Origin of the sequence: Microbacterium sp. Se5.02b (assembly GCF_019464375.1) — a bacterium.
In the GTDB taxonomy this organism is placed as follows: domain Bacteria; phylum Actinomycetota; class Actinomycetes; order Actinomycetales; family Microbacteriaceae; genus Microbacterium.
The window spans coordinates 2,230,024-2,256,759 of sequence record NZ_CP080491.1 but is presented as its reverse complement, the minus strand read 5'-3'; the positions used below and the strand labels follow the sequence as shown (position 1 = coordinate 2,256,759).

30 protein-coding genes and 2 pseudogenes are annotated in these 26,736 nt (G+C 68.3%); 17 read left to right on the top strand and 15 right to left on the bottom strand.

From position 1 onward, the window contains the following. The first annotated feature begins 172 nt into the window (after positions 1 to 172). The gene (locus K1X59_RS11195) at positions 173 to 1,093 is read left to right on the top strand and encodes a heme o synthase (RefSeq protein WP_396652589.1); all 921 of its coding nucleotides are present in this window, start codon (positions 173 to 175) and stop codon (positions 1,091 to 1,093) included. A gap of 93 nt (positions 1,094 to 1,186) precedes the next feature. On the opposite strand, the gene K1X59_RS21385 is transcribed toward K1X59_RS11195, so the two are convergent. Both K1X59_RS21385 and K1X59_RS11185 read right to left on the bottom strand, forming a co-directional pair. Continuing rightward, the gene (locus K1X59_RS21385) at positions 1,187 to 1,672 is read right to left on the bottom strand and encodes a hypothetical protein (protein WP_244631910.1); all 486 of its coding nucleotides are present in this window, start codon (positions 1,670 to 1,672) and stop codon (positions 1,187 to 1,189) included. 64 nt (positions 1,673 to 1,736) lie between these two features. Next, complete coding sequence (locus K1X59_RS11185) at positions 1,737 to 2,843, bottom strand: heme A synthase (RefSeq protein WP_183150172.1); 1,107 nt, start codon at positions 2,841 to 2,843, stop codon at positions 1,737 to 1,739. 233 nt (positions 2,844 to 3,076) lie between these two features. On the opposite strand from K1X59_RS11185, the gene sufB reads away from it, so the two are divergent. The 8 genes and pseudogenes from sufB (at position 3,077) to K1X59_RS11150 (ending at position 9,749) form a co-directional block, all read left to right on the top strand. Further along, positions 3,077 to 4,495 (top strand): Fe-S cluster assembly protein SufB, encoded by a 1,419-nt coding sequence (gene sufB / locus K1X59_RS11180; RefSeq protein ID WP_183150171.1) that lies wholly within the window; start codon positions 3,077 to 3,079, stop codon positions 4,493 to 4,495. Further along, positions 4,496 to 5,701: a Fe-S cluster assembly protein SufD gene (gene sufD / locus K1X59_RS11175; protein WP_183150170.1), complete on the top strand. Its 1,206-nt coding sequence runs from the start codon at positions 4,496 to 4,498 to the stop codon at positions 5,699 to 5,701. It abuts the gene before it with no gap. Further along, on the top strand, positions 5,698 to 6,024 hold the full coding sequence (locus K1X59_RS11170; RefSeq protein WP_183150169.1) for a non-heme iron oxygenase ferredoxin subunit: 327 nt from the start codon (positions 5,698 to 5,700) through the stop codon (positions 6,022 to 6,024). The genes sufD and K1X59_RS11170 overlap by 4 nt, the downstream gene beginning before the upstream one ends. Before the next feature lie 3 nt (positions 6,025 to 6,027). Next, the gene (gene sufC / locus K1X59_RS11165) at positions 6,028 to 6,798 is read left to right on the top strand and encodes a Fe-S cluster assembly ATPase SufC (protein ID WP_183150168.1); all 771 of its coding nucleotides are present in this window, start codon (positions 6,028 to 6,030) and stop codon (positions 6,796 to 6,798) included. A 9-nt stretch (positions 6,799 to 6,807) separates the two neighbouring features. Next, entirely contained in the window at positions 6,808 to 7,137 is a 330-nt protein-coding gene (locus K1X59_RS11160; protein WP_017202280.1) for a metal-sulfur cluster assembly factor, read from the top strand. Positions 7,138 to 7,230: 93 nt separating this feature from the next. Then, positions 7,231 to 8,383, top strand: a pseudogene (locus K1X59_RS11155) (MalY/PatB family protein). Next, on the top strand, positions 8,380 to 8,643 hold the full coding sequence (locus K1X59_RS21380; protein WP_258566811.1) for a hypothetical protein: 264 nt from the start codon (positions 8,380 to 8,382) through the stop codon (positions 8,641 to 8,643). The pseudogene K1X59_RS11155 and the gene K1X59_RS21380 overlap by 4 nt, the downstream one beginning before the upstream one ends. Further along, positions 8,598 to 9,749, top strand: coding sequence for an MFS transporter (locus K1X59_RS11150; RefSeq protein ID WP_258566810.1), 1,152 nt, complete (start codon positions 8,598 to 8,600; stop codon positions 9,747 to 9,749). The genes K1X59_RS21380 and K1X59_RS11150 overlap by 46 nt, the downstream gene beginning before the upstream one ends. A 54-nt stretch (positions 9,750 to 9,803) precedes the next feature. On the opposite strand, the gene K1X59_RS11145 is transcribed toward K1X59_RS11150, so the two are convergent. Next, entirely contained in the window at positions 9,804 to 10,295 is a 492-nt protein-coding gene (locus tag K1X59_RS11145; protein ID WP_258566809.1) for a TetR family transcriptional regulator, read from the bottom strand. 84 nt (positions 10,296 to 10,379) lie between these two features. On the opposite strand from K1X59_RS11145, the gene K1X59_RS11140 reads away from it, so the two are divergent. Together K1X59_RS11140 and K1X59_RS11135 are read left to right on the top strand one after the other, a co-directional pair. Beyond that, positions 10,380 to 11,078: an energy-coupling factor ABC transporter ATP-binding protein gene (locus tag K1X59_RS11140; RefSeq protein WP_183150165.1), complete on the top strand. Its 699-nt coding sequence runs from the start codon at positions 10,380 to 10,382 to the stop codon at positions 11,076 to 11,078. After that, on the top strand, positions 11,075 to 11,668 hold the full coding sequence (locus K1X59_RS11135) for a CbiQ family ECF transporter T component (protein ID WP_220173405.1): 594 nt from the start codon (positions 11,075 to 11,077) through the stop codon (positions 11,666 to 11,668). Before K1X59_RS11140 ends, K1X59_RS11135 begins: the two co-directional genes overlap by 4 nt. A 2-nt stretch (positions 11,669 to 11,670) precedes the next feature. Here K1X59_RS11135 and K1X59_RS21375 read toward each other — a convergent pair whose 3' ends face one another. The 5 genes from K1X59_RS21375 to K1X59_RS11115 form a co-directional block, all read right to left on the bottom strand. Beyond that, the gene (locus tag K1X59_RS21375; protein ID WP_244631904.1) at positions 11,671 to 12,084 is read right to left on the bottom strand and encodes a hypothetical protein; all 414 of its coding nucleotides are present in this window, start codon (positions 12,082 to 12,084) and stop codon (positions 11,671 to 11,673) included. A gap of 131 nt (positions 12,085 to 12,215) precedes the next feature. Further along, complete coding sequence (locus K1X59_RS21370; protein WP_244631902.1) at positions 12,216 to 12,983, bottom strand: acyltransferase family protein; 768 nt, start codon at positions 12,981 to 12,983, stop codon at positions 12,216 to 12,218. 97 nt (positions 12,984 to 13,080) lie between these two features. Beyond that, positions 13,081 to 13,752, bottom strand: a complete 672-nt coding sequence (locus K1X59_RS11125) for a response regulator transcription factor (RefSeq protein WP_183150164.1) — start codon at positions 13,750 to 13,752, stop codon at positions 13,081 to 13,083. Then, complete coding sequence (locus K1X59_RS11120) at positions 13,749 to 15,008, bottom strand: sensor histidine kinase (protein ID WP_258566808.1); 1,260 nt, start codon at positions 15,006 to 15,008, stop codon at positions 13,749 to 13,751. The genes K1X59_RS11125 and K1X59_RS11120 overlap by 4 nt, the downstream gene beginning before the upstream one ends. Positions 15,009 to 15,013: 5 nt before the next feature. Then, positions 15,014 to 15,625 carry a DedA family protein gene (locus K1X59_RS11115; RefSeq protein ID WP_183150163.1) on the bottom strand — a complete coding sequence of 204 codons (612 nt, stop codon included), beginning with the start codon at positions 15,623 to 15,625 and terminating at the stop codon, positions 15,014 to 15,016. Positions 15,626 to 15,789: 164 nt separating this feature from the next. On the opposite strand from K1X59_RS11115, the gene abc-f reads away from it, so the two are divergent. After that, positions 15,790 to 17,388, top strand: coding sequence for a ribosomal protection-like ABC-F family protein (gene abc-f, locus K1X59_RS11110; RefSeq protein WP_017202270.1), 1,599 nt, complete (start codon positions 15,790 to 15,792; stop codon positions 17,386 to 17,388). A gap of 29 nt (positions 17,389 to 17,417) precedes the next feature. After that, positions 17,418 to 18,716 (top strand): pyridoxamine 5'-phosphate oxidase family protein, encoded by a 1,299-nt coding sequence (locus K1X59_RS22440; protein ID WP_220173404.1) that lies wholly within the window; start codon positions 17,418 to 17,420, stop codon positions 18,714 to 18,716. 36 nt (positions 18,717 to 18,752) lie between these two features. Here K1X59_RS22440 and K1X59_RS11100 read toward each other — a convergent pair whose 3' ends face one another. Genes K1X59_RS11100 through K1X59_RS11085 form a run of 4 tightly spaced genes read right to left on the bottom strand, consistent with a single transcriptional unit; the run spans position 18,753 to position 20,512 of the window. Then, positions 18,753 to 19,565: an SURF1 family protein gene (locus K1X59_RS11100; RefSeq protein ID WP_183150160.1), complete on the bottom strand. Its 813-nt coding sequence runs from the start codon at positions 19,563 to 19,565 to the stop codon at positions 18,753 to 18,755. Further along, the gene (locus tag K1X59_RS11095; protein WP_183150159.1) at positions 19,562 to 19,756 is read right to left on the bottom strand and encodes a hypothetical protein; all 195 of its coding nucleotides are present in this window, start codon (positions 19,754 to 19,756) and stop codon (positions 19,562 to 19,564) included. The genes K1X59_RS11100 and K1X59_RS11095 overlap by 4 nt, the downstream gene beginning before the upstream one ends. After that, on the bottom strand, positions 19,753 to 20,100 hold the full coding sequence (locus tag K1X59_RS11090) for a DUF3099 domain-containing protein (protein WP_183150158.1): 348 nt from the start codon (positions 20,098 to 20,100) through the stop codon (positions 19,753 to 19,755). The genes K1X59_RS11095 and K1X59_RS11090 overlap by 4 nt, the downstream gene beginning before the upstream one ends. A 55-nt stretch (positions 20,101 to 20,155) precedes the next feature. Beyond that, a complete protein-coding gene (locus K1X59_RS11085) occupies positions 20,156 to 20,512 on the bottom strand; it encodes a DUF4190 domain-containing protein (RefSeq protein ID WP_183150157.1) in 357 nt (118 codons plus the stop codon). A gap of 424 nt (positions 20,513 to 20,936) precedes the next feature. Between K1X59_RS11085 and K1X59_RS11080 the strand changes: the two genes are divergently transcribed. Beyond that, a complete protein-coding gene (locus tag K1X59_RS11080) occupies positions 20,937 to 21,647 on the top strand; it encodes a beta-ketoacyl-ACP reductase (protein WP_183150156.1) in 711 nt (236 codons plus the stop codon). Between the two features lie 15 nt (positions 21,648 to 21,662). On the opposite strand, the gene K1X59_RS11075 is transcribed toward K1X59_RS11080, so the two are convergent. From K1X59_RS11075 to glgC, 3 genes are read right to left on the bottom strand one after another with little or no spacing between them, the layout of a single operon-like run. Next, positions 21,663 to 22,358, bottom strand: coding sequence for an alpha/beta fold hydrolase (locus K1X59_RS11075; protein WP_183150155.1), 696 nt, complete (start codon positions 22,356 to 22,358; stop codon positions 21,663 to 21,665). A 43-nt stretch (positions 22,359 to 22,401) separates the two neighbouring features. Continuing rightward, the gene (gene serB / locus K1X59_RS11070; protein WP_220173403.1) at positions 22,402 to 23,037 is read right to left on the bottom strand and encodes a phosphoserine phosphatase SerB; all 636 of its coding nucleotides are present in this window, start codon (positions 23,035 to 23,037) and stop codon (positions 22,402 to 22,404) included. A gap of 50 nt (positions 23,038 to 23,087) precedes the next feature. Beyond that, positions 23,088 to 24,329, bottom strand: coding sequence for a glucose-1-phosphate adenylyltransferase (gene glgC / locus K1X59_RS11065; protein WP_183150154.1), 1,242 nt, complete (start codon positions 24,327 to 24,329; stop codon positions 23,088 to 23,090). A gap of 46 nt (positions 24,330 to 24,375) precedes the next feature. Between glgC and glgA the strand changes: the two are divergent. From glgA to K1X59_RS11050, 3 genes and pseudogenes are all read left to right on the top strand, one after another. Next, positions 24,376 to 25,558: pseudogene (gene glgA / locus K1X59_RS11060) on the top strand (glycogen synthase). Positions 25,559 to 25,575: 17 nt separating this feature from the next. Then, on the top strand, positions 25,576 to 26,361 hold the full coding sequence (locus tag K1X59_RS11055; RefSeq protein WP_183150152.1) for an ABC transporter ATP-binding protein: 786 nt from the start codon (positions 25,576 to 25,578) through the stop codon (positions 26,359 to 26,361). Positions 26,362 to 26,452: 91 nt separating this feature from the next. Further along, complete coding sequence (locus K1X59_RS11050; RefSeq protein WP_021200734.1) at positions 26,453 to 26,710, top strand: type B 50S ribosomal protein L31; 258 nt, start codon at positions 26,453 to 26,455, stop codon at positions 26,708 to 26,710. Positions 26,711 to 26,736 lie beyond the last annotated feature (26 nt).

Below are 26,736 nucleotides of genomic sequence, written 5' to 3'. Positions count from 1 at the left end.
CCCGTATTCCCTGGCGCATCCGCATCATCACGGAGTGGTGTGCACTTCGCCGGGCGCGAGTGTTTTCAGCATAGCGGTGACGTGAGATGCGCTACGCGGGCCCGCGAGCCGGATCCCGTCATCCCGTGTCATACACTGGAGAGGTTGTCCGGTCACACGTGCGGAGGAGGCGATCGAGATCTCGACGATGTCTGATCAGACCGTGAAGGAGTCGTCCATCGGTCGCACGGTGAAGGCGTATGTCACGCTCACCAAGCCCCGTGTCCTCGAGCTGCTGCTCGTGTCCACTGTTCCCGTGATGTTCCTCGCACAGGGTGGGCTCCCGAATCTGTGGCTCGTGCTGGCGACCGTGATCGGCGGGTCGCTGAGCGCCGGGTCCGCCGCGGCGTTCAACATGTACCTGGACCGCGACATCGATGCGCACATGCACCGCACCGAGAACAGGCCGCTCGTGACCGGCGAGGTCAGCCCTCGTGGCGCGCTGATCTTCTCGTGGACGCTCGCGATCGCATCGACGGTGTGGCTGCTCGCCACGACCAACTGGCTCACGGCGACGCTCTCCGCGACGGCCATCTTCTTCTACGTCGTCATCTACACGATGATCCTCAAGCGCCGGACCGAGCAGAACATCATCTGGGGCGGCATCGCAGGATGCTTCCCCGTGCTCATCGGCTGGTCCGCCGTCACCGGGTCGCTCGACTGGCCGGCATTCATCCTGTTCCTGCTCGTGTTCCTCTGGACGCCGCCGCACTACTGGCCGCTGTCGATGAAGTACAAGGACGACTACGAAGACGTCGACGTGCCGATGCTGGGCGTCACGCGAAACGCCTCGCAGGTCGGTCTCCAGGTGATCCTGTATGCGTGGGCCACCGTCGCCTGCTCGTTGCTCCTCGTCCCGATCGCCGGGATGGGCCTCATGTACACCGTCTCGGCGGCGGTGTTCGGCGGATGGTTCATCTACGAGTCGCACCGCCTGTACAACCGTGCCGTGCACGGGACGGAACCGCGCCCGATGCGCGTGTTCCACGCGTCGATCACCTATCTGACGCTGATCTTCGTCGCCGTCGCGATCGACCCGCTGCTGCCGTTCTGACGTCCCCTCCGGTGTGACGAACGAGGCGGCGTCGATCTCTCGACGCCGCCTCGGTCTCGTTCTGGAGTTGCGGTCTCTTGCTGGCGATTGACGTCAGCGCGTGAGGGGCTGCTCCGACGACGAGTCGTCCTCAGAGGAGTCGGCGGCGGAGGAGTCAGCGGACGACGAGTGGTCGTCCGCGGGCGTGAGGGGTGCGTCCGTCACGGTGTCGCCGGTGTCCGCGAGGGGCGCGCCGCTGGTCGATGTCGGAGCCGCCACGGCGGTCTGGTCCTCGGTCGGCGCGGTCGTCCAGTCGATCGCCTCGACGACCGCCGGGGCAGGCGTCGGGACGAGTGAACGAGCAGCGACGAGTCCGAGCGTCAGCAGGATGCCGACGATTCCGGCGGCGAGGACTCCGGCGCCCACGACGACCAGCGACTGACCGACGTACACCTCGACGCCGGTGGCCGTGCCGTCGAGAAGGGTCGTCGTCATCGTCGCGATCTGACCGGAGATGAGCCATCCGCCGACCGCCGTCGTGGCGAGGGACACGACCAGGAGGAGCCAGAATCCGATGCTGCGTGAGAGTGACTTGTTCATGCCCCCACTATCGCTGCGGCTCCGGTGAGTCTGCGATGTGCGAGCTATGGATCGACTGTGGACGTCACTCTTCGATGCGTGCGGGGCGCTTCAGGTGCAGCACGACCACTGTGTACGCCGCCGCCGAGAGCGATGCCAGCACCATGTGGATGCCGACCAGCAGCGGCGGCAGTCCTTCCCGTGCCTGCCAGACCCCGACGCCGACCTGCACGAGGATCGCGATGACCAGGACCAGCAGCCACCGCCTCGGCTCCAGGCGCAGTACCCAGGCGGACACCGTCAGGAACAGGACGAGTGCGGCGAGCACGTATCCGGGCCAGGAGTGCACGTGAGCCAGCACGGTCGCGTCGAATCCGTGCCGCAGCACATCGGCGTCTCCCGAGTGCGGGCCCGATCCCGTCGTCAGGACGCCGAACACGATGGTCACCGCCAGAGCAAGGCCCGTGACATGGGTGACCGCGGCGAACCACGACGGGACGGCGCGCTCTCGCGGGCCCGGGGCGGCCTTCAGCCGGACCAGGAACGCCGCGGTGACGCAGACGAGGAGAAGAGACGACGTGTAGTGGAATCCCACGATGAAGGGGTTGAGACCCGTCAGTACGGTGATGCCTCCGACGAGTGCCTGCGCGACCACGCCGATCAGCACGAGCCACGCGAGCAGCACCAGATCGCGCCGAGTCGGGGTCGTCCGTACGGAGTGCACCGCGGCTGCGATCACCGCGATGAGCAGCACGCCGAGCGCGATGGGCGAAGCAGGGAAGTGGAACGGTGTCGCGATCGCGAAGGCGGCACCGGCGGCGATGATCCCGGCCAGCGCGTACCAGAGCGCCGTCTTGAGCGCACGCGCGCCGCTGATGGTGTGCAGAACCAGCAGGACGACGACGAGGGCGATGATGCCGACCACGCCCGTCATGAGCCGATTCCCGAACTCGATGAGTCCGTGGATGCCCTGCACTTCGAGGATCGGCACGAGCGACTCCGGCGTGCACAGCGGCCAGTCGGAGCAGCCGAGTCCGGAGCCGGTGAGGCGCACAGCACCGCCCGTGCCGATGATGATGGTCTCGCTGACGAACGAGAGCCACGCGAACACCGTCAACGCGCGACCCCACACCGCGGAGCGAGGCGGAACCGCTCGCGTCGTCGAGGAGGCGGGCATCGTCGTATCGGTCATGTGTCCTCCGGACCGCGCGCGAACGGGCGGGCATGGCCCGTCTGGCAGGCGGAACCTGTAGAATCGGATTGTTGCGATGAGCGCTGACCGCGCTGAAGCATCGTCAACAGTTTAGGCGCGATGGAAGCGCCAGTGATGAGGGCCCACCAACGGCACCCGCTCCCGCAGACTCGACGGGGATCAGGTGTGTCGGGGCGGATGACACCGTTTGGGACCTGTGAGGAGAGTGTTGGATGTCGGATGTGCTGATCGACCGCCCGGAGCTTGACGGGCTGGGGGTGTACGAGTTCGGCTGGCACGACGAGGACGCTGCGGGTGCCGTCGCCAAGCGCGGGATCTCAGAGGAGGTCGTCCGCGGGATCTCGGCTCTCAAGAACGAACCCGAGTGGATGCTGAAGACCCGTCTCAAGGGCTACCAGCTCTTCGGCCGCAAGCCGATGCCGACCTGGGGTGCCGACCTCAGCGACATCGACTTCGACAACATCAAATACTTCGTCCGCTCCACCGAGAAGCAGGCGCAGAGCTGGGAAGACCTCCCCGCCGAGATCCGCGAGACCTACGAGCGCCTCGGCATCCCCGAGGCCGAGCGTCAGCGCCTCGTCGCGGGCGTCGCCGCGCAGTACGAGTCCGAGGTCGTCTACCACCAGATCCGCGAGGACCTGGAGGAGCAGGGCGTCATCTTCATGGACACCGACACCGCGCTGCGCGAGCACCCGGAGTTCTTCGAGGAGTACTTCGGCACGGTCATCCCCGCCGGTGACAACAAGTTCGCGGCGTTGAACACGGCCGTCTGGTCGGGCGGCTCCTTCGTCTACGTCCCCAAGGGCGTGCACGTCGAGATCCCGCTGCAGGCCTACTTCCGCATCAACACCGAGAACATGGGGCAGTTCGAGCGGACCCTGATCATCGCCGACGAGGACAGCTACGTCCACTACATCGAGGGCTGCACGGCGCCGATCTACAAGTCGGACTCCCTGCACTCGGCCGTGGTCGAGATCATCGTGAAGAAGAACGCGCGCGTGCGGTACACGACGATCCAGAACTGGTCGAACAACGTGTACAACCTGGTCACCAAGCGTGCGGTCGCACACGAGGGCGCGACCATGGAGTGGGTCGACGGCAACATCGGCTCCAAGGTGACGATGAAGTACCCGTCGATCTACCTGATGGGTGAGCACGCCAAGGGCGAGACGCTGTCCGTCGCCTTCGCCGGTCCTGGGCAGCACCAGGACGCCGGAGCGAAGATGATCCATATGGCGCCGTACACGCAGTCGTCGATCGTCTCGAAGTCGATCGCCCGCGGCGGAGGCCGTGCGGGCTACCGTGGCGAGGTCCGCGTCGATGCCAATGCGCACCACTCCGCGAACACTGTGCGCTGCGACGCACTCCTCGTCGACACCAAGTCCCGCTCCGACACGTACCCGGCGATCGACATCCGCGTCGACGACGTGCAGCTCGGCCACGAGGCCACGGTCTCGAAGGTGAGCGAGGAGCAGCTGTTCTACCTGCAGTCCCGCGGCATGCCGGAGGACGAGGCGATGGCGATGATCGTGCGCGGCTTCATCGAGCCGATCGCCCGGGAACTGCCCATGGAGTACGCGATGGAACTGAACAAGCTCATCGAGATGGGCATGGAAGGATCGGTCGGCTAAATGGCGGCCTCGACGACCGCGCCCAGCGAGGCGCAGCACACGAACGCGCACATCGACCCGGCAGCCCAGGTGGCCGACGCCGGATTCGTCCCGGTGCAGACCCGCTCCGAGCGTCCGCACTCCTTCGAGCCGGCCGACTTCGGGTCGCCCACCGGCCGCGAGGTCAACTGGAAGCACACTCCGGTCGCCCAGCTCGCGCCGCTGTTCACCACGGCCACGGCGAACGACGGCGTGGACGTGACTTTCGTCTCCGGCGGAGAGTACGCCGCTTCCGGCCTGAAAGCCGGTGACGCCCCGCGCGGAGAGGTCTTCCTCGCGGAGGACGTCACCGCAGCCGTGGCATGGCAGGGGAGTACCGACGCCCTGCACGTGCGCATCCCGCGCGAGGAAGAGGTCGCGGAGCCGATCCTCGTCGCCCTCAACGGTCTGGGCGCCGATCGTCGTGCGGATGCGCACATCGTGATCGAGGCGCTGGAGCACAGCGTCGCGACCGTCGTGCTGCAGCACAAGGGCTCGGCCCAGTACGCGCAGAACGTCGAGATCATCGTCCGCGACGGCGCGAAGCTCACCGTCGTGTCGGTCCAGCAGTGGGACGACGACGCCGTGCATGCCGCGGCGCACCAGGCCCGCGTCGGTGCCGATGCCACCCTCAAGCACTTCGTGGTCAGCTTCGGCGGCGGCGTCGTGCGCGTGAACCCCAGCGTGGAACTCGCGGGCTCCGGGTCGGAAGGCTACCTCTACGGGCTTTCCTACGCCGATGCCGGGCAGCACCTCGAGAGTCAGGTGTACCTGCACCACAAGGGCCCGCACACCAAGGGCGACGTGCTGTACAAGGGCGCCCTGCAGGGTCAGAGCGCCCACAGCGTCTGGATCGGCGACGTGCTGATCGGCGCCGACGCGACAGGAACAGACTCCTACGAGGCCAACCGCAACCTGGTGCTCACCGAGGGCGCGCGCGCCGACTCGATCCCGAACCTCGAGATCGAGACGGGTGACATCCTCGGTGCCGGTCACGCGAGTGCCACCGGTCGCTTCGACGACGAGCAGCTCTTCTACCTGCAGGCCCGCGGTATCACCGAGGAAGAGGCCCGACGGCTCGTCGTGCTCGGATTCCTCACCGACATCGTGCAGCGCCTCGGCATCCCCGCCCTCGAGACCGAGCTGCTGGCGGCCATCGAGACGGAGCTCGCCGAGGTGAGCGCATGACCGCGGAGCGCGTCTGCGGCGTCGCCGACCTCGAGCAGGACACCCCCCTGCGTGTCGAGCCGAGTGGAGTGCCGATCACCGTGATCAAGGACGGGGAAGGTGTGATCCACGCGATCGGCGACACCTGCACCCACGGTGACATCTCGCTGTCCGAGGGCTTCGTGGAAGGCGACACGGTGGAGTGCTGGGCTCACGGCTCCGCATTCTCCCTGCTCACCGGCAAGCCCCAGAATCTCCCCGCATATGAGCCCGTTCCGGTCTACGTCGTCCAGATCGACGGCGACGACGTGCTCATCGATCCGACTGTGATTAAGGAAGTCTGAAGAATGTCTGTTCTCGAGATCCGCGACCTGCACGTGACGGTCGAGACCGAGGCGGGGACCACCCCGATCCTCAACGGAATCAACCTCACCATGAACACCGGTGAGACGCACGCCATCATGGGCCCCAACGGCTCCGGCAAGTCCACCTTGGCCTACACGATCGCCGGTCACCCGAAGTACACGGTGACCTCCGGCTCGATCACGTTCGACGGCCAGGACGTCCTGGCGATGAGCGTCGACGAGCGCGCTCGCGCCGGGCTCTTCCTCGCCATGCAGTACCCGGTGGAGATCCCCGGCGTCACGGTGACGAACTTCCTGCGCACCGCGAAGACGGCGCTCGACGGCGAAGCCCCCGCGATCCGCGGCTGGACCAAGGACGTCAAGGCCGCCATGTCGAACCTGCGCATGGACCCGAAGTTCGCGCAGCGCAACGTCAACGAGGGCTTCTCCGGTGGCGAGAAGAAGCGTCATGAGATCCTGCAGCTCGAGGTGCTGAAGCCGAAGTTCGCGATCCTCGACGAGACCGATTCCGGCCTCGACGTCGACGCGCTCAAGATCGTCTCCGAGGGCGTCAACCGCGCGAAGGAGTCCACCGGACTCGGCGTGCTGCTGATCACGCACTACACCCGCATCCTCCGCTACATCCGCCCCGACTTCGTCCACGTCGTCGTCGCCGGGAAGATCGTCGAAGAGGGCGGACCCGAGCTCGCCGACCGGCTGGAGAACGAGGGATACGACCGTTTCCTCGACCCTGCAGCCCCTATCGAGGCGTAGGCTGATCGCATGACAGCGACCCTCACGGACGAGAAGTACGACGCGGTCACCGAGGCTCTCAAAGACGTCATGGACCCCGAGCTCGGGATCAATGTCGTCGACCTCGGCCTCATCTACGACCTCGCCTGGGATGACGAGAACGATGCTCTCGTCATCCACATGACGCTGACCAGCGCGGGCTGCCCTCTCACCGACGTCCTCGAAGACCAGACCGCTCAGGCGCTGGACAACGTCGTCGATCGGTTCCGGATCAACTGGGTCTGGATGCCGCCGTGGGGTCCGGAGCGGATCACCGACGACGGGCGCGACATGATGCGCGCGCTCGGCTTCGCCATCTGACCCCGCACGAGAGCACCGTCGAGAGGCGGTCTGTGCGCGCGCGTCGGCTCCGATGACACGGCGACGGCGCGTGTCGGAACCTCGGGAGGACCCATGCTTCAGGTGAAGGCCCTGTCTCTGGCGGAGCTTCGTGAGCGCAGCAGCGAGAAATGGCGGGAGTACCCCGCAGACGTCCTTCCGCTGTTCGTCGCCGAGACCGACTTCCCGCTCGCCCCCGCGATCACCGCGGCCCTGCAGCGTGCGGTCGAGCTCGGAGACACGGGCTACGTCGCGTCGAGGACACCGCTCGCCGCCTCCTTCGCGGCGTTCGCTAGCCGACGGTACGGGTGGGAGCCCGACCCTGCGCGTATGCGCAGCACGGCGGACGTGAGCATGGGGATCGTGGAGCTTCTGCGGCGCGTCACTCAGCCGGGGAGCGCGTGGTCGTCACGCCGCCCGTGTACCCGCCGTTCTACGACCTCGTGGAGGAAGCCGGCGCCGAGGTCGAGCGTGTGCCGCTCCGCGACACCGGAACGCGGTGGGAGCTCGACCTGGACGGCATCCGCGAGGCATTCGAGGGCGGGGCCACGGCGATCCTGCTCTGCAACCCGCACAACCCGACCGGCACGGTGCACGATCGAGAGAGTCTCCCGCGCTCGCGGAGCTCGCCGAGGAATTCGGTGTGGCGGTGGTCTCCGACGAGATCCACGCGCCGCTCGCACAGCCCGGTACCGGCTTCACCCCGTTCCTCGCGGTCAGCGACGCCGCAGCGCGCGTCGGCTACGCGGTCGTCAGCGCCAGCAAGGCCTTCAATCTCGCGGGCCTCAAGTGCGCTCTGATGGTGACGGCAGATGACGAGACCAGCGCGGTCGTTCGAGGACTCCCGGTGGAAGTCGAATGGCGCACGGGCCAGTTCGGGCTGCTCGCCGCCGTCGCCGCGTTCTCGGAGGAGAGCGACCCGTGGCTCGACGGGTTGCTGCGCACACTGGATGAGAACAGGGTGCTCCTCGAAGACCTCCTCGCCGCGCACCTTCCCGCCGCGCGCTATCGGCTCCCCGACGCCGGGTACCTCGCGTGGATCGACCTCGCCGCACTCGAGTGGGGTGAGAACCCCGCACGACGCATCCTCCGGGACGCGAAGGTGGCCCTGCACTTCGGTCCGGCGTTCGGCGCGGAGGGAGCCGGGTTCGTGCGGCTGAACTTCGGTACCAGTCCGGAGATCCTCACCGAGGCCATCGAGCGCATCGCCGCGCTCGTGGGCCGATGACGCCGCCCGCCGACGTCGCCACGATCTGGGATCGCCACCGCATCTGGGTCACCCTCGGCGCGGTCGCGCTGATCTTCCTCGCAGCGATCGAGGCGCTCGCGGTGACGACGGTGATGCCCATCGTCAGCGCGGCGCTCGACGGGGAGGCCCTGTTCGCGGTGGCCTTCGCCGGCACGCTCGCCACGAGCGTGATCGGCATGGTCGCCACGGGGGCGTGGTCGGATGCGCGGGGGCGCGCGGCGCGCTCTACGTCGCCGTGACGCTGTTCATCATCGGGCTGCTGCTGTCGGGCTTCGCGGTGACGATGCACCAGTTCCTGCTCGGCCGTCTGGTCCAGGGGCTCGGCACGGGCGGTCAGACGGTGGCGCTGTACGTCGTCGTCGCCCGGTTGTACCCGCCGCACCTGCACGGCAGGATCTTCGCGGCCTTCGCCGCGGCCTGGGTGGTGCCGTCGATGGTCGGTCCGTTCCTCGCCGGGGCCGTGGCAGAGTACCTGGATTGGCGCTGGGCGTTCCTGGGAGTCGCGGTCCTCACCGCTGCGGCCTTCCTGATGATCGCCGTGCGGCTCCGCGGTGTCGACCTCGGTCACGGGGAGCCACAGGATCGTGGTGCGCTCGTCGTCCGCCTCCTGCTCGCCGTCGTCGTGGCGGTGCTGGCCGTCGTGGTCGGCTTCTCGGCCGACATGACGCCGTCCGTCGGGTGGCCGGTGGCGCTCGCTGCGGTCCTCGCCATCGGAGTCGCCGTCCTGCCGTTGCTGCCCCGACGCACGCTTCGGGCGGGGCGCGGGCTCCCGAGCGTCGTGTTGATGCGCGGCATCGCGGCGGGAGCGTTCTTCGCCGCCGAGGCCTACATCCCGTACCTGCTGATGAAGAAGTTCGGCTTCAGCGCGACCTGGGCCGGTATCGCCTTGATGCTCGCGGCGCTGGCGTGGGCGGGTGCATCCGCACTGCAGGGACGCTTCGGCGAGCGGCTGGGGAACCGTCGCATCACCCTGATCAGTCTCGGTATGCTGCTGATCGCGCTCTCCTGCGTCTTCGTCGCCGCGGTCTTCGACGTGTCTCCCCTCCTGGTCGTGGTCGGCTGGGCGTTCGCCGGCGGTGGCATGGGGCTGCTGTACCCGCGACTCACGGTGCTGACCCTGGCCTACTCGGATGAGACCAACCAGGGCTTCAACTCCTCGGCGCTGTCGATCTCGGATGCCACCGGTTCCGCCGTCGCGATCGCCCTCGCGGGTCTGGGTGTCGCGTCTCTGGGCGGCGAGGCCGGCGCGTTCGGGGTGGTGTTCGCCTTCTGCATCGCTCTGCTGGCGGTTGGGGTGGTGCCCGGCCTCAGGCTCGGGCACGCGGCGGAGTCGCCCGTTCGCTGAGGTCTCCTGCGAGAGACGCGACCCCGAGGTCGAAGACGCGATCGAGTCCTGCGGTCACATCGGGCTCGGCTGCGGCGGGCAATGCGCCGTGACTGTCGGCATGCATGCGCTGCTGCACGAGTGGGCGTGTCCGAGCACGAAATGCAGGAGCGCCGCTCCGCGGTCGTCGGCATCGTTCGCGCCCTGTGCGCGGAGGGCCTCCGTGAGCACGCCCTGCGCGTGCGAGGAGCCGAGCTGGAGGGCATAGGTGCTGAGCACGAGCTCTGCACCGTCCCGGTAGGCGAACAGCGCGTCACGGATGCCACGGGCGGTCGCGAGCACGCCGCGGCCGTCCCCGGGGATCGAGGCTGTGATGCGGTCGGCCAGTTCGGCGAGCAGCTCCTGTTTGTTCGCGAAGTGCCAGTAGAGCGCACTGGGCTGTACGTCGAGCCGGGCGGCGATGCGTCGCATCGAGAGGTCGGCGAGTCCGACCTCGTCGAGGAGGGCGAGTGCGCTGCGGGCGACGCTGTCGCGGTCGTGCCGTGCCTGATTCGTCTCCGGACTCATGCTCCGATTATAGTGAACGACGTTCAGGTGAACGGTGTTCAGGACTGATCCGAGATACGGGGACGATTGCGGGGAGGGGGCGTCATGACGGGCGCAGCGGAGGTCACGGTGGCATCCATCTCGCTCGACCGCGTCTCGGTGCGGCTCGACGAAAGGCCGGTCCTGCACGACATCTCGGTGGAGCTGACCGCTCCGACGATCGCCGTGATCGGTGCGAACGGATCGGGCAAGTCGACGTTCGCGCGACTGCTGAACGGGCTGGTGGCCCCCACCAGCGGGAGGGTCTCGGTGCACGGGCTCGACAGCGTTCAGGACCGCGTGGCCGTCCGACGGCGCGTCGGGTTCGTGTTCACCAACCCGGATGCGCAGATCCTGATGCCGACGCCGGCCGAAGACCTCGCCCTGTCGTTGCGCGGGCGTCCGAAGCAGGAAGTGGCCGACCGGGTGCGTGCGACGCTCTCTTCGCACGGACTGGGCGCGCACGCCGACGTCCCCGCGTCGAGCCTGTCCGGTGGTCAGAAGCAGATGCTCGCCCTCGCCTCCGTGCTGATCACCGAGCCGAAGCTGATCGTGGCCGACGAGCCGACGACGCTCCTCGACCTGCGCAATGCGCGGCGCATCGGCGATCTCCTGCTCGCACAGGAGGCACAGGTCGTGGTGGTGACGCATGACCTCGACCTGGCAGCTCGCTGCGAGGCTGTCGTGCTGTTCGACGAAGGGCGGGTCGTCGCATCGGGCGACCCCGCTGCCGTGATCGACGCGTATCGGCGGGCGTGCGCGTGATCGCGCTGTACCGTGACGGCACCGGCATCCTGCATCGTGCTCCGGCTGGCCTCAAGCTCGCCGCGCTGGCCGTCGGCGCGCTCGTGCTGTCGATGTATCCGCACGACGCCGTGAGCATCGCTCTCTCGCTCCTGGTGGTCCTCGGTTTGTACGGCGTCGCCGGCCTGTCGTTCCGGGTCCCGGTCGCGGAGATCTGGCGTCTGCGGTGGATCATCCTCGTGCTCGCCGCCGCGCTCGTGATCTTCGTCTCGCCGCTCGCTGCGTGGATCAACACGGGGCGCGTCGTCGCCGTGCTGCTCCTTGCGAGCCTGCTGACGCTCACGACACGCATGTCCGATCTCCTCGCCGTCCTGCATCGGCTTCTGCGTCCGCTCCGTCGGTTCGGACGGGATCCGGATGCGGTGGCGCTCACGATCTCGCTGACGATCACGACGGTCCCGGTGATCGCAGGGTTCGCCCACCGCGTGCGAGAGGCGGAGCGGGCGCGAGATGTGCGGCTCGGCGTCCGCACGGTCGTCCCCGTGCTGGTGATGGCGCTGCGGCATGCGGACGACGTGGGCGACGCGCTGGCAGCGCGGGGCATGGGCTGACCCTACGCAGGGACGAGCGTGGGCGCGCCGGACGAGGGGAGCGACCCGCCCGCGGCGGCGAGTCTGAGGGCTCCGACGATCAGCGCCACCGCGAGCAGCGCCGTGGCGACCGACGTACCGAGGGCCAGGAGCAGCACGACGCCGACCAGACCGCTCACGGCACCGACCGCGAGGCGAGTCGCCGAAGCGGTGGCCCGCGGTGCCGGCTCCGATTCGAACCGGGCCAGGGCCACGGCCACGAGCCCGGTGAGGGCCAGCGAGGTCGCGAGCCAGAGCGGACGGGCCGCCCACCAGTCCGGGCTGTCGAGCGCCGGGAGAACGGCGCCGGTGGTCAGTGCGTAGACGGCGGTCGCCCCGGCCATCACGAGCAGGACGGGCATGTGCCAGAGGTAGATCGTCATCGTGCGTGCGGTCACGAATCCGGTGAAGGCCGCGACACGCGGGCGGCGACTGAAACGCTCGAGGCGTTCGCGGTGCAGCGACAGCAGACTGGTGTGCGCGATGCCGACGAGCAGGAGTCCTGCGGTCGGCGGGTTGATGTTCGCGATCAGGTCGGGGAGTAGAGCCCCGTCACGAACGTGAGGAGGAGGAGGAGGGACAGGGCTCCGATGCCCGCGACGGCCCTGACGCGGCGGCTGAGGGCGTCGATGCGTCCGTCGGCCAGGAAGAAGCCGAGTTGCTGCAGCGCCATCCACACGAATGCGAGGTTCAGGAAGCCGAGCCCGTCGAGCCCCGTCGCTGCACGCAGCATGTCGACCGCGACGGATGCCGCGGCCAGCGCACCGATCGTGCGGAAGGGGGCGTGCTCGTGGGCCGAGGCCAGCAGAGGAAGCAGCACCTGGCAGAGCAAAAAGACGCCGAGGAACCAGAGCGGCTGCCCGTAGCGGAAGCCGGCCGTCGCGATCAGGTCGGCCGGAACACCGGAGATCGTCAGGAGCGCGAGTCCGACACCGACGACCGCGATCGTGAAGACGGCCGGTCGCAGCAGGCGGTGAACGCGGCCGGCGACGAACCCGACCGCCGTCCCGCCGCGTTCGCGCATCCGACGGTGGGCGAGCAGCCCGGAGAAGCCCCCGATCACGAAGAACAGCGGCATCACCTGGAGCAGCCAGCTGAGCGGGGCGATCCACCCGGTGCCGTCGCTGGCGTTGTCGAACACGGGACCGCCGTCGGAGACCGTGACACCGACCATGATCGAGTGCAGCACGACGACGCCGACAACGCACAGCGCCCTGACGAAGTCGATCCCGGTGTCGCGGGATGCGTGCCGCGATGGTGCGGAAGCGACGGTATGCGGCGCCTGGACGATGGCCATGGGTCCTCCTCGGGAGCGGTGTCCCAGGAGACTATGGACGCGGTGGCCGCGGGGACATCACCCTCGGGTGCTGTTGCGCCCCCTACGGCGGGGTGAGTCAGGAGGACGGCTCGACGAGTCCCGTGTCATAGGCGAGGATCACCGCATGCACGCGGTCGCGCAGGGTCAGCTTCGCCAGCACCTTGCCAACGTGCGTCTTCACGGTCTGCTCGGCGATGAAGAGGTCGCCGGCGATCTCGCTGTTCGAACGCCCCTTGCCGATCAGGATCAGCACCTCTCGCTCGCGGTCGGTCAGCTCTGCCAACGCGGTCGACGAGCGCGGGGCGCGCGGGCGACGACCGGCGAACTGCTCGATCATCCGTCGAGTGACGCTCGGAGCGAGCAGGGCATCTCCGCCCGCCACGACCCGCACCGCGTGCACGAGCTCCTCGGGTAGAGCATCCTTCAGCAGGAAGCCGCTGGCACCGGCCTCGAGTGCGTCGTATACGTAGTCGTCGATGTCGAAGGTGGTCAACATGAGGATCCGCGGGACGTGCGCTGCCGGGTAGGACGGACCGAGGATGCGCCGGGTGGCCTCGATGCCGTCGAGCTCCGGCATGCGCACATCCATCAGGATCACGTCGGGGTCCAGGCGAGCCGCCAGCGCGACCGCCTCGGCGCCGTTCGCGGCCTGGCCTGCCACGCGGATGCCCTCGTGAGCGCCGAGGAGTGCGGCGAAACCGGCTCGCACCATGGCCTGGTCGTCGGCGATGAGCACGCTGATCGTCACGGAGTCTCCTTGTCGAGTGCAGGGGAGGGGGCATGGGGGCACCGGGGTCGAGGGGAGCACGGCATCCACATCCCATCCGCCGTCCGCCGCAGGTCCGGCGGAGAGGCTTCCCCGAGGATCTCGGCCCGCTCGCGCATGCCGCGGAGGCCGTATCCGCCCACGTGTCCCTCCGGGCGGTGCGGAGGTGCGGCGTTGTGGACACGGATGCGGATGCTGTGGGCCTCGGCGTGCAGGCGAACGGCGATCCGGGCGCCGGGCGCGTGGCGTACCGCGTTGCTCAGGGCCTCCTGGACGATTCGGAAGGCGGCGATCTGCACGGCCGAGGGCGCTCCGGCGGCGGCCTCCCCTCCTTCGAGCACCAGCCCGACCTCGACACCGGCGCGACGGATGCTCTCGACGAGGGCGGGGATGTCGTCGATGCCCTGTTGCGGTGCCAGCTCGGCCGTCTGGTCCTCGGTACGCAGCACTCCGAGCATGCGACGCATCTCGGTGAGGGAGCTGCGAGCCGTCGCCGCGATGTCGTCGAACTCGGCGGTCGCCGCGTCTGTGAGGTCCGGGATGCGGTAGCGGGCCGTGGAGGCCTGCACCTGGATCACCGACATGCTGTGAGCGACCACATCGTGCAGCTCACGGGCGATCCGGGTGCGTTCCTCCACCAGGGCGCGTCTGGCCTCTTCGAGAGCGCTGTGCTCCTTCTCACGCGAGAGCTCGGCGGCGACCCGCACACGTCCGGCGACCAGGGCGGCGATGAGGAACATGGCCGACGCGACAGCGGTGGTGACGATGAGGTCGGCCGTGGCACTCGCCGAGGACTCGGGCAATGCGACCATGTCGGGACGGAGCACGGGCGCGAGGAGCGAAGCGATCGCGCCGAGGATCAGTGCGAACGCTCCGAGTCGTGCGCCGTGGAGGAAGGTGACGACCCCGACGAAGACGACGAAGACCAGGAGGGCGGGCACGGACCACGGCCAGGGCGATTGGATCGCCGACTCGGGGATGACGATGAGCGGCAGGACGAGTGCAGCGGCGGTGAAGAGGCCGATGGCCCACACCGGGCGGGCGATCGCGAGCAGAGGTGACCCGCACAGCGCGGCCCCGAGGACGAAGGACAGCGGCAGCGGTGTTCCGTAGAGGACCGTCTGCAGCGGCACGAGGGTCGCGTACAGCGCCACGACCGCCGCACCCAGGGCGACGAGCGCGGCGGTGCGACGGTTGATCCGTTGGCGCAGCGGTGGGCGCTCTCGGCGGCGTGCCATGACTTTCATCCTGCCAGTCGAGGAGACGGTGCGCGGCGGCGACGGGCCGCGGCGACCCGGTCGATCGCGAAGCCGATCACGAGCGCGATGCCGATGCCGGCGCTGAGCAGCGGCTGGTCCTTGATCCACGCCCCGGCGAGGAGGCCGATGACGAGGCTGAAGATGCTCCAGCTGACGCCGGCGATCAGACTCAGCGGAAGGAAGCGGCGCCAGGGGAAGCCGAGAGCGCCGGCCGACATGTTGACGGCCACGCGCCCCACCGGGATGTACCGGGCCCCGAGGATGAGGGTCGCGCTGCGTCGATCCAGCGCACGCTGCGCGTGTTCGAATGCCGCGGCGATCCGAGGGCGCTTCATCCAGGCGAACCGGGTCGTGCCGAGTCCCCTGCCGATCACGAAGGCGATGTTGTCGCCGATGGCCGCGCCCACGGCGGCGACAGCACCCAGGAGCAGTAGATTCCCTTCTCCGGTGGAGGCGGTCACGGCTGCGGCGGCGACGAGCACGGTCTCGCTCGGCACGGGCGGGAAGAAGCCGTCGATGACGGTGACGGCGAACAGGACCAGATACAGCCAGGGCGAGGCGATGGCCTGCATGATGAGCTCGTTGAGGATGTCCACTCGAGCACGTTATGCAGCGGGTGCGTCGGCGGGCATCACTCCCGAGTATCGCTCCCGTCACTCTCCGGAGTGATCTTCCTGACCGTCGCTCCCTGCCGCGCCGCTTATACTGGGAGGCTGGCCGATCGGCCGAACACACCTCCCTGGAAGAACGGACGTCCGCTGTGCTTGCCGTGCACGACCTCGAGATCCGCGTTGGCGCGCGCCTGCTGATGGAGAACGTCTCGTTCCGTGTCGCCGACGGAGACAAGATCGGACTCGTCGGCCGCAACGGGGCCGGCAAGACCACACTCACCAAGGTGCTGGCCGGTGATGTCCTGCCCTCCGGTGGCAGTGTGACCCGCTCCGGCGAGCTCGGCTATCTGCCGCAGGACCCGCGGTCCGGCAACCCGGAGGACCTGGCGCGCACGCGCATCCTGGATGCTCGTGGCCTCGGCCAGCTCAACCTCGGCATGACCGAGGCGGCGCTCGCGATGGGCTCGGACGACCCCGCCGTCGCCGACAAGGCCATGAAGCGCTACGCCCGTCTCACCGAGCAGTTCGAAGCGCAGGGTGGATACGCGGCCGAGGCCGAGGCGGCGTCGATCGCCAACAACCTGTCGCTGCCTGATCGCATCCTCGACCAGCCGCTCTCGACCCTGTCCGGTGGTCAGCGGCGTCGTATCGAGCTCGCCCGCATCCTCTTCTCCGACGCGCAGACGATGATCCTCGACGAGCCGACGAACCACCTCGACGCCGACAGTGTCGTGTGGCTGCGTGAGTTCCTCAAGGGCTACAAGGGCGGGCTGATCGTGATCAGCCACGATGTCGAACTCGTGGGCGAGACCGTGAACCGTGTCTTCTACCTCGATGCGAACCGTCAGGTCATCGACACCTACAACATGAACTGGAAGAACTACCTGCGCCAGCGGGTGGCCGACGAGGAGCGCCGCAAGAAGGAGCGCGCCAACGCCGAGAAGAAGGCGACGACCCTGCAGCTGCAGGCCGCCCGCTTCGGGGCGAAGGCCTCGAAGGCCGCGGCCGCGCATCAGATGATCGCGCGCGCCGAGAAGCTGCTCGCCGGACTCGACGAGGTCCGCCAGGAAGACAGGGTGGCGAAACTGCGCTTCCCCAAGCCGGCGCCCTGCGGCAAGACGCCGATGATGGCGAGCGGGCTGTCGAAGTCGTACGGTTCGCTCGAGATCTTCACCGATGTCGACCTCGCGATCGATCGTGGTTCCAAGGTGGTCGTGCTCGGGCTCAACGGCGCGGGCAAGACCACGTTGCTGCGCATGCTCGCGGGCGTCGATCAGCCCGACACGGGACAGCTGGAGCCGGGGCACGGTCTCAAGGTCGGCTACTACGCCCAGGAGCACGAGAACCTCGACGTGAATCGCTCGGTGCTCGAGAACATGGTCTCGGCCGCACCCCACATCACCGAGACCGAGGCGCGCAAGGTGCTGGGCTCGTTCCTCTTCACGGGAGACGACGTCCTCAAACCCGCGGGTGTGCTGTCGGGCGGCGAGAAGACGCGTCTCTCGCTGGCCACGCTCGTCGTGTCCTCGGCGAACCTGCTGCTGCTCGACGAGCCGACCAACAACCTCGACCCCGCCTCGCGCGAGGAGATCCTCGGTGCGCTCGCACACTACGAGGGTGCGGTGGTGCTCGTGTCGCACGACCCTGGTGCCGTGCAGTCGCTCAACCCCGAGCGTGTGCTGATCCTGCCCGACGGTGTCGAAGACATCTGGAGCCAGGAGTACCAGGACCTCATCGAACTCGCCTGAATGTCGGTATCGGCTTGTAGCGTGACGGAATGGACTTGGATCGCATCCGTGCCGTGTGCTGGGACTGGAACGGCACGCTGCTCGACGACACGGAGATCTGCCGGCAGGTGATGAACTCCGTGCTCGAGGAGCACGCGCTCCCGGTGCTGGCCGACGGGCACGCGTACCGGTCGGTCTTCCGGTTCCCGATCCGTGATTTCTACGGCGCGGTTGGACTCGGCGACGACCTGTTCGTGCCTGCCGCGACGTCGTACCTGGAATTGCTCGCGGCGCGCGTCGGAGAAGCGCAGCTGCATGCCGATGCGCGTTCGACGCTGTGTGCACTCCAGGCGTACGGCCTCCGCCAGGTTCTCGCCTCAGCGACCCTTCCCCAGGCCCTCGCTCGTCAGATGGAGCCACACGATCTCGGCGCTGTGTTCGAGCAGGTGCTGTCGATCGACGACCCGTATCGCGCCTCGAAGCACGAGGTCATCGGCGCGTGGCTCGCCGCGTCGGGGCTGGCGGCGAACGAGGTCCTCGTGATCGGCGACACCAACCACGACCGGGAGATCGCTCACGATCTCGGCGCCGTCTTCCTCCACTTCGACGGCGGTCATCAGGCCTGGTCCGGCGACACCCCGCGCATCGAGGCGCTGGGGAGTTGGTCGACCTGCTGGCTCCGCTCCGCGTGCGCGTCGGTTCCGTCGAGGTCGACTGAACCGAGGTGTCGGCTGCCCTCCCATGGCATAGTCGGATGCATGGCGGCACGACAGACTCCTTCTTCCTCGGAGTTCCGCGAATGGCTGCGCGCGCAACCGGCTCTCACCGGCACCGCACCGCGTCTCGACCTCACCGACCTCCCCGACGATCCGGTGCCGATGTTCCTCGAATGGATCAGGACCGCTGCCGCCGGCGGGGTTCCCGAACCCCACACGGCGACGCTGGCGACGGTGGACGGGGCGGGGGTGCCGGATTCGCGCACCTTGATCCTGAAAGACGCCGATTCCCGCGGGTGGGCGTTCGCCGGGACGCGATCGTCGGGTAAGGCTGCGCACATCGGCGCGCACCCCGTGGCGGCGCTGAACTTCTGGTGGCAGCCGCACAGGCGGGCGGTCCGCATCCGCGGACGGGTCGAAGAGGTGTCGCCGGCCGAGAGCGAGGCCGACCTCGCCGCACGTTCCGCCGCGGCGCGTGACGGCATCGCCCCCGGAGACTGGGTTCTCTGGCGGATCCTCGCGGAGCGTGTCGAGTTCTGGCAGGGCGCGCCCGACCGCAACCACACGCGGATCGTCTACGAGCGTCGGGGTGGCGAATGGTCGCGCACGGTGACCGGCACGACTCTCGTCTGACAAGCAGACCCGAAGGCGGTGAACGCGCCCGCGTGCTCAACGCACGTCGAGCAGCTCGTCCTCCACGTCGGCATCGTGGTCCTTGCGTTTCGACTTCTTGACCGGAGCGGGGATTCCCTCGACCTCTTCGCGGTGCTTCACGATCTCGGTGCGGATGATGTATCCGATGAAGATGAAGCCCATCAGGGCGAACAGGATCCACTGGATCGCGTACGACAGGTGAGGGCCGGGGTCGTCCGTTGGCGAGTCGAAGCCGCCCAGTGCGACGCTCCCCGCAGGGTCCTCGCTCATCAGGCGTCCATAGGCGCCGGTGATGACCTCGCCGTCGACCTGTTCAGCGATCGACGGCAGGTTGATGGTAGGCACCTGGCCGTCGGGGGCGCCTCGCCCGGACGCAGGCAGCTGCTCGCCCGGTCGCAGACGTGCGGTCACCACGACCTCGCCCTCCGGCGGTGCGGGTACGGCGTCGGGCGCATCGCCCTCACCGGGCGGCACCCATCCGCGGTCGACGATGAACACGCGGCCGTCCACGTCGCGGAAGGGCACGAGCACCTCGAATGCACTTGTCCCGCCGTGTGGACGATTCCGCACGAGGAGCTGCTGCTCGGCGAGGTATTCGCCCCGCAGGGTCACGGGGTGCCATTCGTCCGACGGGTCGAGTTCGCCGTCCTGGCCGATCAGGTCGGCGAGCGGCACCGGCTCCGCGTCGTAGTTCTGCTCCACGAGCTCGATCTGTGCCGCGCGGTCCTCGTTGCGTTCGAACTGCCAGTTCGAGAGGAAGACGCACGCGATGGCGAATCCGATGGCGATCAGTACGTAGACGGCCCACCGGGTCAGTCGTCGACTCATCCGGGAACCCCGTCGCGCACCGTCACCGGGAAGTCACGGGCGGCGAGGTAGTCGCGGAGGAACCCCACGTGCTCGTCGCAGGCCGGCCAGATCTTCTCGCGGTTGGCGGCATGGATGCGGGGGTTGCGCCATACGACGTGGCTGGTGGCGGCGCTCCGGCACCCGGCGCGCGCGCATTCGAGGTCTGTCATCGGTCCTTCGGGCCTTCATGGATCGTGAACACGTGCGTTGCGGGGGCTTCGCCCTCGATCGGAGTCGGCTCCGGGGCATCGAGCTCGCGAACGGGGGACTCGGCCGTCGTCTCGGTGCTGTCGCTGCCGGCATTCGCGAAGACCACGGCGATATACGGAAGAACGGCCGCCGAGATGCCGAAGACCCACGTGTACCACCCATACGGCTGCACGAGCACCATGAGGCCGAAGCACACGATGCGGATCGTCATCGTCAGGGCATAGCGGCGCACGCGATGGTCTGCCTCGTCCCGCGGGGACTGCGGCAGTGAGGTGACAGCCGGGACTTCACGCGTGTTCTTCACGATGACTCAAGCCTACGCCGGTGCGGGCGCGCCGGCATGCCGGTGTGCCTTCGGCTCAGCTCGAGAAGACGAAGGGAAGTGTGAACGCTCCGAGGAACAGGAAGCTGATGATGGTGCTGACGAGCACGAACGCTCCGATGCCGACCACCGCGTAGCCGAGGATGAGGCCGGTGATGGCCAGTCCGCGGCCGCCGATCGACGGATCGCGCTTGGTCTGTCCGAGCGCCATGTGGCCGGTGATGACGGCCGCGATCGAGGCCAGCAGCGGGATGATCGCCCAGAACAGCGCGACTCCGGCGATGCCGCAGACCAGGGACGTGATGGCCAGTCCGCTTGTGGGGCGTTGCGCGACTCCGGGGTACCCCTGTGCGCCGTAGGGTGCGTACCCAGGCTGCTGCGGTGCCGGTTGCATCGGAGCGACAGCGTACGCGGGCTGGGCGAGAGGTGGGGCGTAGCCGGCCTGCGGCGGTGCCGCGGGCGGGGCGCCATAGGCGGACGGGCCGGCTGCGGGGGAGGGCGGCGTGGCCGCCGGATAGGTGGGCGCGGCGCCCGGGTAGCTCTGGATCGGCTGCGGCGCGGGCTCTACCGGATGCGCCGGGAGGGCGGGCGCTGCCGTCGGCTCGACCGGAGGTGGCGGCGGCGGGGGTGGGGTGAACGATGACTCATCGCGGGGGAGGGGGCCTGATTCTCGCTCACGGTGCAGCCTTTCGTCTCATTCAGGGTTCCAGTCGTCGCAGCGTCTGTCAAACGGTCTGCGATGGGCGCTGCCGGCATCGTCGGTAGGATCGGATGTGGCCCGGATCCCCGTGCCGTCGGCCCCTGTCAGGAGTGTGTCCATGAGCGCTGAGCGCGTCGTCCTCGTCACCGGCGGAAATCGCGGGATCGGTCGCGCGATCGCGGAGCGGTTCGTGCGTGACGGCTATCGGGTGGCCGTCACCGCCCGCAGCGGCGAAGGCCCCGAAGGAACGCTCACGGTCCGCGCCGATGTGACGGACGCGGCCGCGCTCGACGCCGCGTTCACCGAAGTGGAGCAGCAGCTCGGACCGGTCGAGATCGTCGTCGCCAACGCAGGCATCACCAAGGACACTCTGCTTCTCCGCATGAGCGAAGACGATTTCGACAGCGTGGTCGCCACCAATCTCGGTGGCACGTTCCGTGTCGTCAAGCGTGCGTCGAAGGGGATGCTCCGCGCGCGCTTCGGCCGCATCATCCTGATCTCGAGCGTGGTCGGCCTGTACGGTTCGGCAGGCCAGGTCAACTACTCCGCGTCGAAGAGCGCGCTGGTCGGATTCGCGCGATCGATCACCCGGGAACTCGGCGCACGGGGGATCACCGCGAACGTCGTGGCTCCCGGGTTCATCGAGACCGACATGACCGCCGAGCTGCCCGAAGAGACGCAGAAGCAGTACAAGGCGAACATCCCCGCAGCGCGCTTCGCGACTCCGGACGAGGTGGCTGGCGTCGTGACGTGGCTCGCGGGTGACGACGCCGGATACATCTCCGGCGCTGTCATCCCGGTCGACGGTGGCCTCGGGATGGGGCACTGACGCCGTCCCCGATCCTCAGCGCGCGATCGCGGCGTCGATCAGTTCGCCGAGGCGCTGCGGCACGGAGAACTGCGGCCAATGGCCGGATCCGATCCGCACGACCTCGGCGTCATCTATCGCGTGGAACTCTGCCGCGTATTCCTGCCACTGATCGATCATCCCGTCGAACGTCGACGAGTCGAGGCCGCCCATCAGCAGTGTCACCGGCACTCGGTACCGTCCGGGATCCGTGAGGGCGATGCCATCGGTCGGAACGCGAGCGGGAACGCCTCGCGTGAGCGGTAGCGTGTGTGCCCTGGTCTCCGCATCGAGATCCTCGATGTCTTCCTCGGGGAAGAAGTCCCAGCCGGGGAAGGGCACGACCCCGTCGACGACGTCGAACTCGCTGATCCCGTTCCCGGGCGGGGGCGGCACGGTGTCGATGAAGATCACCCGGCTCACGTGATCAGGCCGGGCATCCGCGACGCCCCAGGCGACGTTCCCGCCACCGCTGTGTCCGACGACCGCGACGTCGCCGTCGACCGAATCCACGGCCGCCACAGCCGCAGTGACCCAGTCGGCGATGCCGATGTCGCCGGAGTCGGATGCCGGTGCACCCCAGCCGGGCATGGTGAGGGCGTGCACGCGGTGGCCGGCCCGTTCGAGTGTGGGGGTCACCTCGTCCCAGCTCGATGCGTCGAGCCAGAGACCAGGGATGAGGATGATGTCCATGAGCCGACGCTAGTGGCGGGCGCGGACATTCACCACGGTGGTCCTACGGCAGCAGTGCGATGACCTCGGACAGGTCCTGCGGGCCGATCACGAGGCTGGCGGCCTCCCGCACGGCGGGTTTGGCGTTGAAGGCGAGCCCGAGTCCTGCCACCGCCATCATCTGCAGGTCGTTCGCCCCGTCGCCGATCGCGATCGTGGCCCGAGGAGTCACACCGAGCTCTGCCGCCCACTCCTGCAGGGACGAGGCTTTCGCGACACCGTCGACGATGTCGCCGTCCACGCGTCCGGAGAGCGACCCCGCGACCACCTCGAGGCGGTTCGCGCGCCATCGGTCGACGCCGAGTGCGGGCGCGACGTCGTCGAGGATCTCGTGGAACCCTCCGGAGACGACGCCGACGATGCCGCGGCGTTCGTGGACGGCAGCCGTGAGCGCACGCACACCAGGGGTCGGCTCGACGCGTGCCTTGACACGCTCGAACGCCGAGAGGGGCACACCTTCGAGGGCCGCGACCCGGGAGCGGAGGCTCGTGGCGAAGTCGACCTCGCCCCGCATCGCCGCTTCCGTGGCGGCCTGCACCTCCGCACGCCGCCCCGCCTCGTCGGCGAGCAACTCGATCACCTCGTTGCGGATGAGGGTGGAATCGGCATCGAGGACGACGAGGAAACGCGCGGCGGTCACGGGTTCGAGCCTATCGAGCGCTCGAGCATGCGATGTGCCGCATGACGTCGTCAGCGTTCGATGAACACGCCCTTGCCGACCACGGTGATGCCGGACTCGGTGACGGTGAAGCCGCGCGCGAGATCACGCTCGCGGTCCACGCCGACGGTGGCCCCGTCCTCGAGGACCACGTTCTTGTCGAGGATCGCACGGTGGATGCGGGCTCCCTGGCCGACCTGCACGTGATCGAAGACGACCGAGTCGGTGATCGTCGACCCGCCGCCGGCGAGGGTCCACGGCCCGACGACGCTGCGCTCCAGGTGCGTTCCGGACAGCACGGAGCCGAGCGAGACGATCGAGTCGATCGCGTTGCCGATGCGGCCGACCGAGTCGCGGACGAACTTCGCGGGCGGCGAGTTGACGGCCTGCGAATGGATCGGCCACTCCATGTTGTAGAGGTTGAAAACGGGCAGGGTCGAGATCAGGTCGCGGTGTGCGTCGAAGAACGAATCGATGGTTCCGACGTCTCGCCAGTAGGAGCGGTCCCGCGGTGAGGATCCCGGCACCTCGTTCTGCTTCATGTCGTAGTACCCGGCCTCGCCCCGATCGACGAAGTACGGCACGATGTCGCCGCCCATGTCATGGCCGGAGGTGGGGGATTCGCCATCGGCCTCGACCGCGGCGATGAGCGCATCGGCATCGAAGATGTAGTTGCCCATCGAGGCGAGGACCTCGTGGGGGGAGTCCTCGAGGCCGGCGATGTCGGTCGGCTTCTCGAGGAACTGCTTGATCCGGCCGGACTCCGCGTCCGCGTCGATCACGCCGAACTGCGAGGCCAGGGCGAGCGGCTGGCGGATGCCGGCGACGGTCGCCTTCGCCCCGGACTCGATGTGGGCTTCGAGCATCTGTCGGAAGTCCATCCGATACACGTGGTCGGCGCCGATCACCACCACGATGTCGGGCTTCTCGTCGTTGATCAGGTTCATGCTCTGCAGGATCGCGTCGGCGGAGCCGGAGAACCATCGCTTGCCGAGCCGCTGCTGCGCCGGGACCGAGGTCACGTACGAGTCGAGGAGCGCCGACATGCGCCAGGTCTGTGAGATGTGCCGGTCGAGGCTGTGGGACTTGTACTGCGTCAGCACCACGATCTGGCGCAGGCCGGAGTTGATGAGGTTCGAGATCGCGAAATCGATCAACCGGTACTGTCCGCCGAAGGGCACTGCGGGTTTCGCGCGATCCGCGGTGAGCGGCATGAGTCGCTTGCCCTCGCCGCCGGCGAGGATGATCCCGAAGACCTTCTTTGGAGCGGACATGGCTCCACCATAGATGCGTTCCCGGCCGCTGTACTAGCGTTCAGACATGCGAGTCGAAATGATCACGAAGGAGTACCCGCCCGAGGTGTACGGCGGTGCCGGGGTGCACGTGGCGGAACTCGTCGCCGCGCTTCGCGAACACGTCGACGTGCGGGTCCGTGCGTTCGGGGGACCCAGGGACGAACCGGATACCTTCGCCTATCGGGCGCCGTCGGAACTCGCCGCCGCCAACCCCGCGCTGCAGACCCTGGGCACGGATCTCGAGATCGCCGCCGCCGTCGCCGATGCCGACCTCGTGCACAGCCACACCTGGTACGCGAACTTCGCAGGACACCTCGCCTCTCAACTGCACGGGATCCCGCACGTGCTCACGGCGCACAGCTTGGAGCCCCTCCGCCCCTGGAAGGCCGAGCAGCTCGGCGGCGGCTACGCGATCTCCAGCGGCATCGAGAAACTCGCCTACGAGAACGCCGCAGCCGTGATCGCCGTGAGTGCAGGGATGCGTGCCGACATCCTGCGCAGCTACCCGCAGGTCGACCCGGCGAAGGTGCGCGTGATCCACAACGGCATCGACGTCGAGCGGTGGCGGCCGGTGCGCGACACGGCTTTCCTGCAGTCGGTCGGACTCGACCCCGCGCGGCCGTCGGTCGTGTTCGTCGGGCGCATCACGAGGCAGAAGGGTCTGCCGTATCTGCTGCAGGCTGCGCGGCTGCTGCCTCCGGAGGTGCAGCTCGTCCTGTGCGCAGGCGCTCCTGACACGCCGGAGATCATGGCGGAGGTTCAGGAAGGCGTGCGGGCGCTCCAGCAGAGCCGGGACGGCGTCATCTGGATCGAGCGCATGCTGCCGCGCGACGAGCTGTCGGCGATCCTCACGGCGGCGACGACCTTCGTGTGCCCGTCGATCTACGAGCCTCTCGGGATCGTCAACCTCGAGGCGATGGCGTGCGGCGCGGCCGTCGTCGGCACCGCCACCGGGGATTCCCGAGGTCGTGGCGGACGGCGTCACCGGCCGGCTCGTCCCGATCGAGCAGCTGCAGGACGGCACAGGCACGCCGGTCGATCCGGAGCGCTATGTGGCCGACCTGGCCGCGGTCCTCACCGAGGTGGCCATGGATCCGGAACGCGCACGCGCCTACGGCGAGGCCGGGCGGGTGCGCGCACGAGACGAGTTCAGCTGGGCGGCGATCGCGGAGACGACGCGCGCGCTCTACGCGGAGCTGACCGCCTGAGCCGATAGGCTGGGAGCATGCCGAGCGCTCTGGAATTCACCGACGTCGTCGTGCGCCGTGAGGGGCGCAACATCATCGATCACGTGACGTGGGAGGTCGACGATGACCAGCGATGGGTGATCCTCGGCCCGAACGGCGCGGGCAAGACCACGCTTCTGCAGCTGGCCGACACGCTCATGCATCCGACGTCGGGAACGGTGACCGTGCTGGGGGAGACCCTCGGCCGCACCGATGTGTTCGAGGTGCGACCGCGCATCGGGTTCGCGTCATCCGCGATGGCGAAGCGCGTCCCCCGCGACGAGACCGTCCTCAACACCGTGCTCACCGCCGCGTACTCCGTTCTCGGTCGCTGGAACGAGAACTACGAGGACATCGATGAGCGTCGTGCGCTCCGCGTTCTCGGGGACTGGCGTCTCGACCACCTCGCCGACCGCACGTTCGGCACGCTCAGCGACGGCGAGCAGAAGAGGGTCCAGATCGCACGCGCGGTCATGACCGACCCCGAGCTGCTGCTCCTCGATGAGCCGACCGCCTCGCTCGATCTCGGCTCCCGGGAGGAGCTCCTCGCGCTTCTCAGCGGCTACGCGTCATCTCCGACCACTCCGGCGATGCTGATGGTGACCCACCATGTGGAGGAGATCCCCGTCGGGTTCACCCATGTGATGTTGATCCGCGACGGCGCGGTGGTCGCGGCAGGGCCGATCGCCGAGACGCTCACAGCGGAGACTCTCACCGACACGTTCGGCATGCCGATCGTGCTCAGCAGCGACGACGGACGCTACGCCGCCCGCGCGGCGTCCTGATCAGGGTCTGATAGAATCGACCCTTGGTGCTCTCTGCACCGCAGACTTCCCTCGTCCCTGGCACAATCCAGGGCAGCAACTAAGGAATCCCATGAAGACTGACATTCACCCCGAGTACAAGGCTGTCGTGTTCCGCGACCTCGGCTCGGGCGAGACGTTCCTCACCCGTTCGACCGTCTCGAGCGACAAGACCATCGAACTCGACGGCGTGGAGTACCCCGTCATCGACGTCGAGATCTCCTCGGCCTCGCACCCGTTCTACACGGGCAAGCAGCGCATCATGGACTCGGCCGGCCGCGTCGAGAAGTTCAACCAGCGCTTCAAGGGCTTCGGCGGCTCGTCCAAGTAACGACTGCCACGAAGAAGGCCCCATGC

What these genes read in the sequence shown, in the direction of transcription:
- K1X59_RS11170 (WP_183150169.1), top strand. Translation starts at nt 5,698, where the DNA reads ATGACCGCGGAGCGCGTCTGCGGCGTCGCCGACCTCGAGCAGGACACC.
- K1X59_RS11185 (WP_183150172.1), bottom strand. Translation starts at nt 2,843, where the DNA reads ATGACCGATACGACGATGCCCGCCTCCTCGACGACGCGAGCGGTTCCG.
- glgC (WP_183150154.1), bottom strand. Translation starts at nt 24,329, where the DNA reads ATGTCCGCTCCAAAGAAGGTCTTCGGGATCATCCTCGCCGGCGGCGAG.
- K1X59_RS11100 (WP_183150160.1), bottom strand. Translation starts at nt 19,565, where the DNA reads ATGAGTCGACGACTGACCCGGTGGGCCGTCTACGTACTGATCGCCATC.
- sufB (WP_183150171.1), top strand. Translation starts at nt 3,077, where the DNA reads ATGTCGGATGTGCTGATCGACCGCCCGGAGCTTGACGGGCTGGGGGTG.
- K1X59_RS11075 (WP_183150155.1), bottom strand. Translation starts at nt 22,358, where the DNA reads ATGGACATCATCCTCATCCCTGGTCTCTGGCTCGACGCATCGAGCTGG.
- K1X59_RS21370 (WP_244631902.1), bottom strand. Translation starts at nt 12,983, where the DNA reads ATGGCCATCGTCCAGGCGCCGCATACCGTCGCTTCCGCACCATCGCGG.
- K1X59_RS11050 (WP_021200734.1), top strand. Translation starts at nt 26,453, where the DNA reads ATGAAGACTGACATTCACCCCGAGTACAAGGCTGTCGTGTTCCGCGAC.
- K1X59_RS11120 (WP_258566808.1), bottom strand. Translation starts at nt 15,008, where the DNA reads ATGGCACGCCGCCGAGAGCGCCCACCGCTGCGCCAACGGATCAACCGT.
- K1X59_RS11140 (WP_183150165.1), top strand. Translation starts at nt 10,380, where the DNA reads ATGACGGGCGCAGCGGAGGTCACGGTGGCATCCATCTCGCTCGACCGC.
- K1X59_RS21380 (WP_258566811.1), top strand. Translation starts at nt 8,380, where the DNA reads ATGACGCCGCCCGCCGACGTCGCCACGATCTGGGATCGCCACCGCATC.
- K1X59_RS11160 (WP_017202280.1), top strand. Translation starts at nt 6,808, where the DNA reads ATGACAGCGACCCTCACGGACGAGAAGTACGACGCGGTCACCGAGGCT.
- K1X59_RS11085 (WP_183150157.1), bottom strand. Translation starts at nt 20,512, where the DNA reads ATGCAACCGGCACCGCAGCAGCCTGGGTACGCACCCTACGGCGCACAG.
- K1X59_RS11080 (WP_183150156.1), top strand. Translation starts at nt 20,937, where the DNA reads ATGAGCGCTGAGCGCGTCGTCCTCGTCACCGGCGGAAATCGCGGGATC.
- K1X59_RS11055 (WP_183150152.1), top strand. Translation starts at nt 25,576, where the DNA reads ATGCCGAGCGCTCTGGAATTCACCGACGTCGTCGTGCGCCGTGAGGGG.
- K1X59_RS11145 (WP_258566809.1), bottom strand. Translation starts at nt 10,295, where the DNA reads ATGAGTCCGGAGACGAATCAGGCACGGCACGACCGCGACAGCGTCGCC.
- K1X59_RS21385 (WP_244631910.1), bottom strand. Translation starts at nt 1,672, where the DNA reads ATGAACAAGTCACTCTCACGCAGCATCGGATTCTGGCTCCTCCTGGTC.
- sufC (WP_183150168.1), top strand. Translation starts at nt 6,028, where the DNA reads ATGTCTGTTCTCGAGATCCGCGACCTGCACGTGACGGTCGAGACCGAG.
- K1X59_RS22440 (WP_220173404.1), top strand. Translation starts at nt 17,418, where the DNA reads ATGGACTTGGATCGCATCCGTGCCGTGTGCTGGGACTGGAACGGCACG.
- sufD (WP_183150170.1), top strand. Translation starts at nt 4,496, where the DNA reads ATGGCGGCCTCGACGACCGCGCCCAGCGAGGCGCAGCACACGAACGCG.
- K1X59_RS11095 (WP_183150159.1), bottom strand. Translation starts at nt 19,756, where the DNA reads ATGACAGACCTCGAATGCGCGCGCGCCGGGTGCCGGAGCGCCGCCACC.